Source organism: Psychrobacillus sp. FSL H8-0487, assembly GCF_038008385.1.
Lineage (GTDB): Bacteria > Bacillota > Bacilli > Bacillales_A > Planococcaceae > Psychrobacillus > Psychrobacillus psychrotolerans.
In genome coordinates this window covers 1,527,798-1,541,627 of sequence record NZ_JBBOZA010000001.1, presented here as the reverse complement: position 1 = coordinate 1,541,627, position 13,830 = coordinate 1,527,798, and the positions used below count along the sequence as shown (strand labels likewise).

Genomic DNA, 13,830 nt, shown 5'->3' with positions numbered 1-13,830 from the left:
TCGTCCATTCTATCCAATTCATATGACTGAATTATGTCATACTTTGGGGGAAATTAAAAGAAGACAGTCTTTTATAATAACTGTCTTCTTTAGAATTTATTTAATTTTCTTTACTTCAAATTTTAATGCGACCTCATTATTTATCGTAACATTCCAAAGATAAGGTTTTTTCTCTGAAGATTTACGTGGAATGATTAACACATTTTTGGCTTCCTCTTGTTCTTCTTTTTTTAGTAAAAGGAAATAATCTTTCTTAACTTCTATAACCTGTTTATCCAACAAGCGATACTTTCCTTTTTCTACAACTTTCACATTGTCATATGACTGAAAAACATTTGTCGCAAGAGAAGAGTGCGTATTCCAATCATTCGAATGGTTTAATGTTACAACGATCACTTTTTTTCCATCGTCTTCAAAATAAGTCACAAGTGTTCTCCCAGCTACTTTTGTATAACCTGTTTTTCCGGCAATAGCAAATTTATTGTAGTGTAATAATTTGTGCTTATTTCTCCATGAGACAGATTTTTCCTTTGGTTTATAAGTTTTAGCAGAAGCAATTTTTGTAAATGCTTCATTTTGCATTGCCAAGCGAAACATATTAGCCATATCTAATGCAGAAGCATAGTGTTCCTCATGATGAAGTCCTGAAGGATTAGTAAAATGAGCATTTTCTAACCCAGCCAACTGTATCTTTTCATTCATCAACTTAGTAAAACCGTCTATTGAGCCACCTGTATGCTCAGCAAGCGCATAAGCTGCATCATTTCCTGAATGTAACAGCAATCCATACAACAAGGATTCCACCGTCCAAACCTCTCCTGCTTGTAGATATAGGGAGGATCCCTCTTGAGTTGCCGCAGCATTGGAGATGGTTATCTCATCATCTAGCGGAACATTATCCAACACCGTTAAAGCAGTCCATACTTTAGTTAGACTCGCAATAGGAAGCTCTGCGTTAGCATTGCTACCTTCTAATAGTCTTCCCGTACTTGCATCAATAACAACATAAGAAGATGAAGCCTTTGCCTCATTCACATTCCACAAAAGAAACAGCAACAAAAATAATCCTAATTTTTTATAAATGAACCATACTCCTCATTCAATTATTTCTACCCTTCAAATGTCTCTTGAAATTTTGTCATAAACAAATCTGTGTCTTCCATTTCATCAACAGATAAGTCTTCTGGAAGCGGTGGAAGTGCTTTAATATCTTCTAATCCAAAGTACTGTAGAAATTCATTGGTCGTTCCATATAAAATAGCTCGACCCGTCCCATCTGCCCTACCTACCTCTTGTATAAGACCTTTAGCAGAAAGAGTATGAATTGGTCGCTCCGACTTAACTCCCCGAATTTCCTCCATTTCCACTCTTGTAATAGGTTGCTTATAAGCAATAATAGCTAGCACCTCAAGAGATGCCTGAGACAATGACTGTGGTGTAGGATTTTCTACTAGCCTTTGGATAATTTCTATATTTTGTTGTTTTGTTACTAACTGATAAGTTCCTGCTAATTGCTTTATCTCAATACCTCTACTGCTATTCAGTTTGTATTCTTGCATCATTTCATGGAGTATCTCTTCTATTTCCTCTTCTTTGGAACTTGTTAAAAATGCTAATTGTTTTTTAGTTAGCCCATCCTCCCCACTTACAAATAATAGGCTTTCTAAATTACTCATCAATTTCATCTTGGAATTCACTTTCGATATCTCCCTTTCGCAACTGTACAAACAAATCATCAAAATTACTTTTTTGTTCCACTGAAATAATCTGGCGTTTCATCAATTCCAGTAGGGACAAAAAAGTAGTGACAATCGTTTGTTTATCTCTAGTTGGAAACAAATCATAAAATGATAGTTTCCCTCCACCTTTTCTTAATACGTCAATAACATTTTTCATCTGAGCTTTAATGGATATATCTTGCTTACTTACTCTCGTATTAAGAGGTGCGTTTAGTTGTTTCCTACGTAACATTTTTTGAAAAGCACCAAGCATATCGTACACATTTGCGTCTAGTTCGAGTAATTCAATTTGTTTACTAGTTTGGTATTCACTTAAATCGGTTGGTGGTCTAGAATAATAGAGTGAACGGGTTTCCTCCATCTCATGCAAGTTTTCTGCCGCTTCTTTATACTTCTTATATTCTATTAATCTTTGTACGAGTTCATCCCTAGGATCTGCTAAATCCACATCGAAAGCATCGTCCATATCATCGTCTTGGTGAATTGGTAATAACATTTTACTTTTAATAGATAGTAAGGTTGCTGCCATTACTAAGTATTCACTGGCTTCATTGAGTTCTAGTACTCGCATGGCGTGAACATGATCCATATACTGTTCTGTGATTTCTGCCATTTTAATATCGTATATATCTATTTCCAAACGATTTATTAAATGTAATAATAAATCTAGAGGGCCTTCAAACGCATCTGTTTTTACTTCATAAGACATAAAACTCCACCTAATATCGATTTTTAACATTATTATAGAGGAAAGGTGATTGCATTGCACCCTACATTTCATACTAGTTTTGTGTCATTTCTAAAACATTTCAATGAAACCTTCGATTATTTTGAGTGTCATGAGTTATTGGAAGACTATTGGAAGGAAGTTTCCCCAAGACATAAAAAACACGCATTGACTGCTTTAATCTTGTTAGCAACTTCTATGTATCACTGGCGTCGCGGGAATTTTAGTGGAGCGATTAAAACGATGAAAACAAGTTTAAAAAGAATGGATGAAACAAAGAACTCTCCTTTCTTTGAGAACATCAACTACCAAAAGTTAACAGAAAATATGAATCTCGCACTTGAATTAATGACTAGTAGTCAAGACTTCCAAACATTCTACATTGAGGTAACCAATCCTACTTTACAAACGTTAGTTAATAACCTCGATATAGAAATGAACGATGATTTACATTTTCTTATTCATAAACATATGCTTCGAGATCGTTCTGAAATACTGGAGGAACGGGATAGAGAGAAAAAAAAGAGAGATGACTTATAAGGTTCCAAGTCATTCTCCTTCTTTTTTTGTTTGGCATTTAGTATAAAATGATTCAACATCCTCTGATGGCTTTATAGAGGTTGTTTGTAGGACAGTTGGCAGTTTTAGCAACATTTCTTTTCCAAGTCCTTCTCCGCGATGGGAAGGATTGACCGAAATGTGTTGTATAACTGCTTCAGTATCTTCCATCCGCACCCCTATTAACCCTACTAAATCGTCCTCTTTCTTCCAAAGAAACAAATGCCATGATGGATTTGTCTCATACTCATGAATTGTTTCTAAAAGTTTTTTTACATCTTTTTCGTGGGGCATAAAGGAAAGTAGTCCCATTGAAATTTTCTCAAATGTTTTTTTATAGCGAAGTAGCATCATTAAAACCCTCTTTTAATTTCATGGCTTGGTTAATAATTTATCGGCAAAATTATACGTTCAGATTCATAGATTCTATAAACGCATTATTTCACATTAAATTTAACAAAGTCCAGTTTGTTAAAATATCTGTTTTATAGTACCTGAATTTTATCGATTTTACAAATTAGCATTAGGAGCTATAAATAACCAATATATTAATCCCCATACAATTCCTACGATAAATATCATTAGAAACAGTATAACGTTTGCCTTTTTCATCTTGTTCACTCCTTCTCCATTGCAAGAGGAAGGTCAAGATGTATAAGATCTTCCAAAGTTTCTCTTCTTACAGCTAATTGATGTTTTCCATTTTCTACAAAAACTACTGCTGGTCTCGTTAACCGATTATAATTACTTGCCATGGAGTAACCATAGGCACCTGTACAGAACATTGCCAGTATATCACCAGGCTCAGATACAGGCAACTGAATATCTTCGATTAATTTATCACCAGACTCACAACATTTTCCTGCAATTGTATAGTTTTTAGTCGCCGGGAGATCCATTTTATTTGCAATAACTGCATCATATTGTGCTCCATATAAAGCAGGTCTAATATTATCAGACATCCCCCCATTAACCGCTAAATAATTCCGAACATCCGGTACTTCTTTCTCAGATCCAATTGTATATAATGTCGTCCCTGCATCTCCAACTAATGACCTACCCGGTTCTATCCAGATTTCTGGCATTTTAAAGGAAGAATTGTGCACGAGTTCTTTTACGATTTGGATCATTTCATTCACATATACGGCAGGTTCAAGTGGAGCATCCTCATCCGTATATTTTATACCGAAGCCACCACCTAGGTTTAAAACGCTACATAAGAAGCCATAGTCTGTATGCCATTCGATCATTTTAGTAATGAGCTTCTCTGCTGCCACTTTAAAGCCTATTGTTTCAAATATTTGTGAACCAATATGACAATGTAGACCAAGTAACTGAATATATTCATCTTGATACACATCCAGAAATGCTTGGTCCGCTTGTCCATTCAACAAGTCAAAGCCAAACTTAGAATCTTGCTGGCCTGTCGTAATATAATCATGTGTATGAGCTTCAACACCAGGCGTTACTCTAAGTAAAATTTTAACTTTTTGCTTGTGCGTTGCAGTAAGCATCTTTAATAATTCTATTTCGTAAAAATTATCGACAACTATACAACCAATATTATGCTCAAGCGCTAATAATAATTCTTCTTTGCTTTTATTATTTCCATGAAAATGAATTCGTTCCACTGGAAATCCCGCTTTAATCGCAGTAAATAATTCTCCTGCAGATACTACATCTAAAGATAAGTTTTCTTGCTGCATCACTTGGTACATTGCAACACTAGAAAATGCTTTGCTCGCATAGGCAACTTGTGCCGATATATGTTGATCTCGGAAGGTCTGGATAAATGCATGTGCTCGTTCTCTAATAAGAGATAAATCGTACACAAACAATGGTGTTCCATATGTTTTCGCAAGCTCTAAGCTATCTATTCCACCAATCATTAAGTGACCTTTTTCGTTTACAGCATGCTGTGAAACTAGCACCATTTAGTTCGCCTCTTTTCCCTATATCTATTAGAACTTTATCACAATAGATAAGGAAATGGCAATGCACATTATGACCGTTTACGATCAGGTGATCTTGTTATAAATGGTCTTTTAGCATCATTAGGCATAGGATATCGTATGATTAAGCGCAAAAATGCTTTTGGAAAAAAGGGCTGAAGTGGCCATAAATAAGGTACATTTAAAGGTTTTACAGAACTTATATACCAAAGCAGTGCTAGAGAAGCGACAAAAAATCCATTTGGTCCAAATAACGCTGTACTCAGCAGGATAATTGTCCTAAATATTTTTGTTGTAATACTAAGCTCATATGAGGGAATAGAAAAAGTGAAGATCGCTGTTATAGCTGTATATAATATAACTTCTGGAACAAAAATGCCTACATCCACTGCCATTTGTCCAATGACTAATGCAGCTATAATACCCATTGCCGTTGATAATGGAGTTGGAGTATGAATAGCAGCCAGTCTTAGAAATTCTATCCCAATATCTGCAAATAATATCTGTAATAATAATGGTATATCAGTCATTTCTTTAGGACCAATAAAATCTAGTGCCTTTGGTACAAACTCCGGATGAACCGATAGCAAGTACCAAAATGGTAATAGAAACAAGCTAAGCAGAAAACCTAAAAATCGAATCCATCTGACAACAGTCCCAATCGCTGGTGCTTGCCTGTACTCTTCCGCATGTTGGAGATGGTGAAACAGGGTCGTAGGGACTATCACAACGGATGGAGATGTATCTACTACTATTATTATATGTCCTTCTAGTAAATGTGCGGCAGCTATATCTGGCCTTTCTGTAAATCGCACAAAAGGCAAAGGATGGAACCCTTGTTTAAAAAGCCATTCTTCCAAGGCTTTATCTGTCATCGTAATTCCATCATGCTTGATTTGCTTGATTCGATCACGAATTTGCGTAAGATTATCTTCATTTGCAATATCTTTTATATAAGATATTGCAATATCTGTTTGACCTAACTCTGTAATTTGGTGTAACTCAAAGCGTAAATTGGTATCTCGAATCCTTCTTCTAATGAGCGCCGTATTTTGAACTATATTTTCTGTAAAACCATCCCTAGAGCCCCTGATAACCTTTTCATTGTCCGGTTCTTCAGGTGTTCTTCCGGGATAAGAACGTACATCAATTGTATACACTGTTCCATTCGACAATATAAACGTTACTTGTCCACTTAACAGTGCAACTATCCATTTTTCCTTGGAGTCATATTGCGTTATAGAATAATAAGGAAAATAATGTTCCATAATCTCATTTTCACTTATAGTTTTATCTGCAATTTTCATTTGAGTGTTCGTCAATAATTGAGTAATTACCATTCCATCAATTAACCCATTAATATAGACGAGTAGAACTGGAAATTCATATAAATGGGTATGTAAAATTCCCACATCATAAGACTCATTTACTCCGAACTTTTCTTTTAAATAAGATTCGGCTTCATCCATACTATTAAACAAAGGTTTCGTTTCAATCACCTATCTTTTGCATTTGTATTCGTTTGACCTACAGGTACTAGCCAACTTTTTAACTGGGTTAATATTTTCTTTTCTAATCGGGATACTTGAACTTGAGAAATTCCCAAGCGTTCCGCAATATCACTCTGTGTACAATCTAGGTAATAGCGTAAATAGATAATCATTTGCTCTCTTTTTTCTAGCTTCTCAACTAGCTCTCGTAGAGGAATATGCTCGAACGGTTTCTCAGACCGCTCATCCTTCATCTGGTCCATTAACGTCAAAGCATCTCCACTATCGTTCTCATACAGTTGCTCCTGCAATGATGCTGGATCACGAAGAGCGTCTGTAGCCATCACTACTTCTTCTCTAGTTACCTCTAAAATATGTGCAAGCTCCAAAATAGTCGGTTGACGCTCGAACGTTTTCAAAAAGTCATCGGTTGCATGCCGAATTTTGAAGTTTAATTCTCGAATCGACCTACTAATTTTCACCATTCCGTCATCTCTTAAAAATCGCTGTATCTCTCCTATTATCATAGGAACCGCATACGTCGAAAACTTAACCTCGTAGGACAAATCAAACTTGTCCACGGATTTCATCAAGCCAATACAGCCAATTTGAAACAAGTCCTCTAGATCTGCTCCTCTGGAAGCAAAACGCTGAACAATAGACCATACAAGCCTTGTATTACCCTCAATCATTTGTTGCCTTGCTAGTTTATCACCAGTCTGTGATAGCGCTATGAGCTCTCGCATTTTTTCTTGAGTAAGTAAAGTAGACGGTTTTTTATTTATCATTAGACGATCCTGCATGATTCTTGAATTGGTACAAATTGCTTCGTGATCGTTACTGTTGTCCCCCTATCAGGAATGGAGTAAATCTCAACACCATCACTAAAGCTTTCCATAATCGTAAAGCCCATCCCTGAACGTTCTTGCTCAGGTTTTGTCGTAAATAATGGCTCACGAGCTTGATTGACATCACGAATTCCACGTCCATAATCTACAACCGAAACGACAATTTCTCTATCTATTCGTTGTGCATGCAGTTCAATTTTACCTACTCCGTCTTCTTCATAACCATGTACGATAGCATTTGTCACCGCTTCAGAAATAACCGTTTTAAATTCAGATAACTCCTCAATAGTCGGGTCAATCGTCGCGATAAAGCTAGACATAACCATTCTTGCTAAAGCCTCATTTTCACTTTTAGCGATAAAAGATAATGTGATCTCATTGTCCATAAACTATTCCCCCTAACTTAGACATTATTTCAATTTCGGATTCGCTATAAATATAAGGACTTAAACCTGCAAACTGAAAAATTTTACGCATAGTCGGAGATGGGTTAACAATAATCGTTTGTCCATCTATTGGAGCAAGCTCCCTCATTCTTCCTAAGATCAATCCTATTCCCGAGCTATCCATAAAATGTAAATCTTTCAAATTCCAAACTAATACTTTAATAGACCCGTTTTTAATCATTGGAACTATCTCATTTCTAATGTCATTTGTACTGTGATGATCTAATTCACCTTTTAATCGAATAATAATAATTTCGTCTCCTACTTTTTCTACTTCATGAATCATAAAATCGCCTCCTTAGATAGCGCTATTCCACATGCTCCTTGATAATTCCTTGCGCGTGACAAAAGTAGAAGAAAACATCGGTTATTAGTCGATTTTCGACAGAGGATGGTCATATAAAGTATGGGAATATAAACATTTTTTTAATCAAAAAATAGGCATCTCACAAAAGTTTTTAAAAACTTTTAGTAAGATGCCTATTTAAACTATGTAATTGTAATAATTATCTGATTCGTAGTAATGGAATCTCTAGCACGAGTAAAGCAAGTCGTCCGTAAGTAAGTAAATATGGAGCGCAAGAATTCATAGCAACTTCGCTTGTATGTGACCGACGAGAGAGCGCCAAAACCATAGAAAACAAAGCAACACCAAATTCACAAAAAAAGAAAAGAGTATCATGACCGAAGTCATAATACTCTTTCCCAATCAATAATTTATGCAGTTATTACTTCATAGATTAAAGGTGGTGCATCTTTTTTAGCAGCTTCGATATCGATAAATTTAGTTAATTTATCCATTACGTCTTGAACATCTTCTCTGTTTGAATAGATCGTAGCAAGTGACTCTCCTTTGCTGACAGCGTCTCCAACTTTTTTGTTGAGTACTATGCCAACAGCTAAATCTATCTCAGATTCCTTCGTAGCTCTTCCTGCTCCTAGAAGCATTGCCGCAGTTCCGATTTCGTCTGCTTCCATAAATGTGATGAAACCATCTTCAGATGCTGGAACTTCGAATTTGAACGCTGCTTGAGGTAGTAAAGAAACATCATCAACGATTTTTTCGTTTCCACCTTGCCATTTGATGAATTGTTTAAAGATTTCTAATGCTGACCCATCTTCGATCACAGCAAGCAGCATTTCTCTTGCTTCTTCTAGAGTTTCAGCTTTTTCTCCTACTACTACCATTTGACTACCAAGTGTCAAACATAGCTCTGTTAAATCATCAGGTCCATTACCTTTTAAGGTATCAATAGCTTCCACGATTTCTAATGAATTCCCGATTGCTCTTCCAAGGGGTTGACTCATATCTGAAATAATTGCCATTGTTTTTCTTCCAACATTATTCCCTATACGGACCATTGCTGTTGCAAGGGCTCTCGCATCTTCTGTCGTTTTCATAAATGCTCCGTCACCAGTTTTAACGTCTAATACGATAGCACCGGCCCCAGCAGCAATTTTCTTACTCATGATCGAACTTGCTATTAATGGAATACTATTCACAGTACCAGTAACATCACGTAAAGCGTATAATTTTTTATCCGCAGGAGTTAAATTACCACTTTGGCCAATTACCGCTACTTTTAGTTCATTTACTTGTTTCACAAATTGTTCTGATGTTAACTCTACATGGAAGCCTTCAATCGCCTCTAGTTTATCGATTGTTCCACCAGTATGCCCTAGTCCTCTACCACTCATCTTAGCAACTGGGACACCACAAGCAGCAACGAGCGGTCCGAGTACCAAAGTAGTTGTATCGCCAACTCCTCCAGTAGAATGCTTATCTACTTTAACGCCTTCGATGGCAGAAAGGTCAATTGTTTCTCCCGAATTAACCATAGCCATTGTTAAATTAGCTCTTTCTTCATCCGTCATATTTTGAAAGAAGATAGCCATTAAAAGTGAACTCATTTGATAATCTGGAATCGACCCATTCGTATATCCTTCTATAAAAAATTCAATTTCTTGTTTTGTAAGAGCACTACCGTCTCTTTTCTTTTCAATAATATCGATCATTCTCATCGTATATACACTTCCTTCATTTTGATTATGCTTCCATTTTAAGCATAGTGTTATTTTAATAGAGAAAGGAAACTCTCTCCAAATTGAGGTTTTTTAACCCCAAAGTTCTCACTAATCGTTGCTCCAATGTCAGCAAATGTGTTGCGTAATGGTAACTCTTTTACTTCCTTGAACTGTGGAGAATATACAATTAACGGAACATATTCTCTCGTATGGTCAGTTCCTGGCATCGTTGGATCATTTCCATGGTCCGCTGTAATTATTAATAAATCTTCCTCGGTTAACTTTGGAAGTACTTCATTTAGACGAACATCAAATTCTTCTAAAGCCTTACCATAACCTAGTGGATCACGACGGTGGCCAAATAGTGCATCAAAGTCTACTAAATTTAAAAAGCTAATGCCAGTGAAATCTTTATCCAGCGTTGCAATGAATTTATCCATACCATCCATATTATCTTTTGTTCTTTCTGTAGAAGTAATACCTTCACCGTTATAAATATCATTTATTTTTCCAATTGCAATTACGTCTAATCCAGCATCACTTAATTCATTCATAGCGGTGCGGCCAAAAGGTTTTAACGCATAGTCATGGCGATTTGATGTACGAGCGAATTTCCCAGGCTCTCCAATAAATGGACGAGCAATTATACGACCTACTAGAAATTCCTCTGAAAGGGTTAACTCACGAGCAATTTCACAAATACGATATAATTCTTCTAAAGGAATAATTTCCTCATGTGCTGCAATTTGAAGTACAGGGTCAGCAGATGTATAAACAATGATTGCCCCCGTTTTCATATGCTCTTCGCCAAGTTCGTCTAAAATTTCTGTTCCACTTGCAGGTTTGTTCCCAATAACTTTGCGACCAGTTTTTTCTTCTAATTGAGAGATTAGTTCATCCGGGAATCCATTTGGATATACTTTGAATGGTGTGTCAATATTCAAACCCATGATTTCCCAGTGCCCTGTCATTGTATCTTTTCCCACAGATGCTTCTTGCATTTTTCCAAAATAAGCGGTAGGTGCTGCAACATGTTTAATCCCTTGTATATCATCAATATTACCAAGTCCCAGTTGTTCCATCTGGGGCATATGTAGGCCGTTCATTTTTTCGGCAATATGTCCAATAGTATGAGATCCTACGTCACCAAATACGTTTGCATCTGGTGCTTCACCAATACCAACAGAATCCATAACAATCACATGTATGCGCTTAAATTTACTCATAACATAACCTCCTACTGTTTTCTTCTAGTTTAACAAAAAATTGAAAAATGTACAGGTCAGACCTCTGACAATTTAAGCTCTAGGATGAAATTGTTTATAAACATCCTTTAATCGGCTTTTGCTAACATGCGTATAAATTTGTGTTGTAGATATATCCGAATGCCCCAGCATCTCTTGAACAGCACGCAAATCTGCACCATTTTCTATTAGGTGAGTGGCAAACGAGTGCCGCAGTACGTGAGGAGTAATTTCCTTAGAAATTCCAGCAGCGGCGGCATGCTTATTCAGTAATTTCCATATACCCTGTCTAGTTAGACGTTTCCCACGTTGATTGATAAAAATAGCTTCTGTTTTTTCAGACTTCAATAAAGTCAATCTAGCATTTTCTATATAATCTGTGCAAGTTCTAATGGCAGAACCACCTAAAGGTATGATTCGTTCTTTGCCACCTTTCCCAAATACACGAACAAATCCCATGGATAAATGTATATCCTCTAGATTTAAGTTTAAACATTCGCTAATTCGCATTCCACTTGCATACATAAGCTCAAACATAGCTAAATCTCTCTGCCCTTGTGGCTTAGATATATCTATACTATTTAAAAGGTTATTCAATTCCTCTACGGATAAATATGTTGGCAACTTTTGTTCCATTTGAGGTAGATCCAGATGGACAGTTGGATCTGTATTTGCCACTTTCTCTCTTAATAAAAACTGATGAAAAGAACGAATAGATGAAATATGCCTTGAAATCGTCCGTGCAGATTTGCCATTTTCTTTTAAGTTTCGAAGATAAAGAACGATATGTGTGCGTTCTATCTCATCAAGACTATGTATTTGTTGAATCTCAAATATATGCTGCAAATAATCGGATAAATCTTTTTTGTAAGAAATTAGTGTATTGTTCGCTAATTGACGTTCTATTTGTAGAAAGTGCAAATAATCTTCTAAATGCAGTTGTCCATTGTTCATGTATTTCACCCCTCATATAAAATAATCATTTAAAAAAAGGATAGCTAAAAAGCTATCCTTTTGTTTATTTAAGAAAGTAATGATAATTAATCGGCAACTGTCTAGCGACAGTACCTAGACCCTCTAGTCGGTTCTAATTTACTTCTAAGAAGAGTTAACCTCAGAACGTTGTCATTACTGACTTAGGTAATAGTACATCCCTATTTCTCTTCTTGGCAACGGTAGCAAATACCGTGAAATGTTAGACGATGATCTTTTATCCTAAAGTTCCATTTTTTCTCGACAATTGCTTCGACATCTTCTAACAAATCTTCTTGAATTTCATCTACAGCTCCACATTCAATACAAACCAAATGGTGATGAAAATGTGCTGCACCCTCTTGTCTTAAATCATAGCGAGATACGCCGTCCCCGAATTGAATTTTGTCTACTACATTCAATTCGTTTAATAACTCAAGCGTTCTATAAACTGTTGCTAGTCCTATATCAGCTGATTTCTCTCTAACTAGTAAAAATACATCTTCTGCACTTAAATGATCTTCCTCATTTTCAAGCAAAACTCGGACTGTCGCTTCACGCTGTGGCGTCAGTTTATAGCTCGCACCAGATAATTGTTTTTTTATACGATCAATACGGCTTTCCATATGACGCCTCCTTACCTGAATCCATTATACCAATAATTGAATTCTCATTACAAGAGATTCACATAATAATAATTATTAGAAAGAACTAATTATTAAATAATATAAATGGTATTAAGATGAACTCTATAATTATAACAATTATATAAAAGGATAGCGAAAAAATATTAATCCGATTTGCTAATGCTAATAATAAGATACAATAAACTAGTTGAAATGGAAACCACCAGAACACATATGGAAAAGTAGATTCCTGTGTTTGCAGTAGATAACTAGAACAATACCCATAGAATGTAATTTTAAACGCACAAATAACTAAAATAAGTTTTCGTAAATAACGATGTTGATAAAACAAGAAAAACACAATCGCAACCATTAAATGAGGAAAAATAGTTTCTAAAAAAGTAGGCCGCTCTATTAATAGAACGCGTGCATCCAAGAGATTTATAATCCATTGCTGCTGTTCTACCGTACTTTGTTCAAATAATATTAAACCTCCGACAAAGCTAACTACAAGCACACATAATGAGATGAAAATAGTATAAGTCTGGTTCAAATTGGAACACCCCCCTATCTACTTCCATCATATGCTTGTACTAACTTAAATCATGCTTCTTTAAAATAATCTTTCAACCAAATATATGCGAATGCAGTTTTAGCATCATAGATTTGTTGTTTCTTCACCATTTCTTCCATCTCGGTAAGACTAACATGTAATAACTCTACAAACTCATCTTCATCTAACCCAACTGGTTGTTCCATCTTTACAATATTATCTGCAAAGTATAAATGGATAATCTCATCAGCAAACCCTGGTGATGTGGAAAATGATTGAATGTATTGTAAATTGTCAGTCGTATAGCCCGTCTCTTCTTCCAATTCCCGCAATGCAGTTATTTCAGGCGCTTCTCCAATTTCTATTTTCCCGGCAGGAATTTCGATAATGGATCGTTCTAATGCTTTTCTAAACTGTTCTACTAAAATTATTTTGTTGTCTTTTGTCACAGCTATCACGGCTACCGCACCAGGGTGCTTAACAATCTCTCTATTACTAGTTTTACCATTTGGTAATTCTACCTCGTCTACTTGTAAAGTAATGATTCTACCTTTAAATTTAAGCTCAGATTGAATTGTTTTTTCCTCAAATTTTTTCATAATATATCTCCCTCTCCTATATATCATTTCACTTTAGTTGAATCTATCTAA

Annotated in this window: 16 protein-coding genes; 1 reads left to right on the top strand and 15 read right to left on the bottom strand. The window is 35.8% G+C overall.

What is annotated here, in order from left to right; all coding sequences use genetic code 11:
• Positions 1-96: 96 nt before the first annotated feature.
• Genes MHI47_RS07600 through MHI47_RS07590 form a run of 3 tightly spaced genes read right to left on the bottom strand, consistent with a single transcriptional unit; the run spans position 97 to position 2,448 of the window.
• Complete coding sequence (locus MHI47_RS07600; RefSeq protein ID WP_340768952.1) at positions 97-1,056, bottom strand: D-alanyl-D-alanine carboxypeptidase family protein; 960 nt, start codon at positions 1,054-1,056, stop codon at positions 97-99.
• Positions 1,057-1,109: 53 nt separating this feature from the next.
• Complete coding sequence (gene scpB, locus MHI47_RS07595; RefSeq protein ID WP_419958312.1) at positions 1,110-1,697, bottom strand: SMC-Scp complex subunit ScpB; 588 nt, start codon at positions 1,695-1,697, stop codon at positions 1,110-1,112.
• Positions 1,669-2,448, bottom strand: coding sequence for a segregation/condensation protein A (locus MHI47_RS07590; RefSeq protein WP_093534819.1), 780 nt, complete (start codon positions 2,446-2,448; stop codon positions 1,669-1,671). Before MHI47_RS07590 ends, scpB begins: the two co-directional genes overlap by 29 nt.
• 45 nt (positions 2,449-2,493) lie before the next feature.
• On the opposite strand from MHI47_RS07590, the gene MHI47_RS07585 reads away from it, so the two are divergent.
• A complete protein-coding gene (locus tag MHI47_RS07585; protein WP_340830317.1) occupies positions 2,494-3,006 on the top strand; it encodes a DUF309 domain-containing protein in 513 nt (170 codons plus the stop codon).
• 9 nt (positions 3,007-3,015) lie between these two features.
• On the opposite strand, the gene MHI47_RS07580 is transcribed toward MHI47_RS07585, so the two are convergent.
• The 12 genes from MHI47_RS07580 to MHI47_RS07525 form a co-directional block, all read right to left on the bottom strand.
• On the bottom strand, positions 3,016-3,375 hold the full coding sequence (locus MHI47_RS07580) for a GNAT family N-acetyltransferase (protein ID WP_093535697.1): 360 nt from the start codon (positions 3,373-3,375) through the stop codon (positions 3,016-3,018).
• A gap of 266 nt (positions 3,376-3,641) precedes the next feature.
• Positions 3,642-4,958: a diaminopimelate decarboxylase gene (gene lysA / locus MHI47_RS07575; protein ID WP_340830315.1), complete on the bottom strand. Its 1,317-nt coding sequence runs from the start codon at positions 4,956-4,958 to the stop codon at positions 3,642-3,644.
• Positions 4,959-5,026: 68 nt separating this feature from the next.
• Positions 5,027-6,445, bottom strand: coding sequence for a spore germination protein (locus MHI47_RS07570; RefSeq protein WP_340764422.1), 1,419 nt, complete (start codon positions 6,443-6,445; stop codon positions 5,027-5,029).
• Positions 6,446-6,471: 26 nt separating this feature from the next.
• Positions 6,472-7,254 (bottom strand): SigF/SigG family RNA polymerase sporulation sigma factor, encoded by a 783-nt coding sequence (locus MHI47_RS07565; RefSeq protein ID WP_340762065.1) that lies wholly within the window; start codon positions 7,252-7,254, stop codon positions 6,472-6,474.
• Positions 7,254-7,700 (bottom strand): anti-sigma F factor, encoded by a 447-nt coding sequence (gene spoIIAB / locus MHI47_RS07560; protein WP_093534829.1) that lies wholly within the window; start codon positions 7,698-7,700, stop codon positions 7,254-7,256. Before spoIIAB ends, MHI47_RS07565 begins: the two co-directional genes overlap by 1 nt.
• Entirely contained in the window at positions 7,690-8,046 is a 357-nt protein-coding gene (locus tag MHI47_RS07555; RefSeq protein WP_093534831.1) for an STAS domain-containing protein, read from the bottom strand. Before MHI47_RS07555 ends, spoIIAB begins: the two co-directional genes overlap by 11 nt.
• Before the next feature lie 431 nt (positions 8,047-8,477).
• A complete protein-coding gene (locus MHI47_RS07550) occupies positions 8,478-9,782 on the bottom strand; it encodes a pyrimidine-nucleoside phosphorylase (RefSeq protein WP_093534833.1) in 1,305 nt (434 codons plus the stop codon).
• A gap of 50 nt (positions 9,783-9,832) precedes the next feature.
• Positions 9,833-11,011 (bottom strand): phosphopentomutase, encoded by a 1,179-nt coding sequence (gene deoB / locus MHI47_RS07545; RefSeq protein ID WP_093534835.1) that lies wholly within the window; start codon positions 11,009-11,011, stop codon positions 9,833-9,835.
• 72 nt (positions 11,012-11,083) lie between these two features.
• Positions 11,084-11,983 carry a site-specific tyrosine recombinase XerD gene (xerD, locus tag MHI47_RS07540; RefSeq protein ID WP_340830313.1) on the bottom strand — a complete coding sequence of 300 codons (900 nt, stop codon included), beginning with the start codon at positions 11,981-11,983 and terminating at the stop codon, positions 11,084-11,086.
• A gap of 200 nt (positions 11,984-12,183) precedes the next feature.
• Positions 12,184-12,627, bottom strand: coding sequence for a ferric iron uptake transcriptional regulator (gene fur / locus MHI47_RS07535; protein WP_093534839.1), 444 nt, complete (start codon positions 12,625-12,627; stop codon positions 12,184-12,186).
• 85 nt (positions 12,628-12,712) lie between these two features.
• Positions 12,713-13,180: a hypothetical protein gene (locus tag MHI47_RS07530; RefSeq protein WP_093534841.1), complete on the bottom strand. Its 468-nt coding sequence runs from the start codon at positions 13,178-13,180 to the stop codon at positions 12,713-12,715.
• A gap of 50 nt (positions 13,181-13,230) precedes the next feature.
• Positions 13,231-13,779, bottom strand: a complete 549-nt coding sequence (locus tag MHI47_RS07525) for an NUDIX hydrolase (RefSeq protein ID WP_093534843.1) — start codon at positions 13,777-13,779, stop codon at positions 13,231-13,233.
• Positions 13,780-13,830 lie beyond the last annotated feature (51 nt).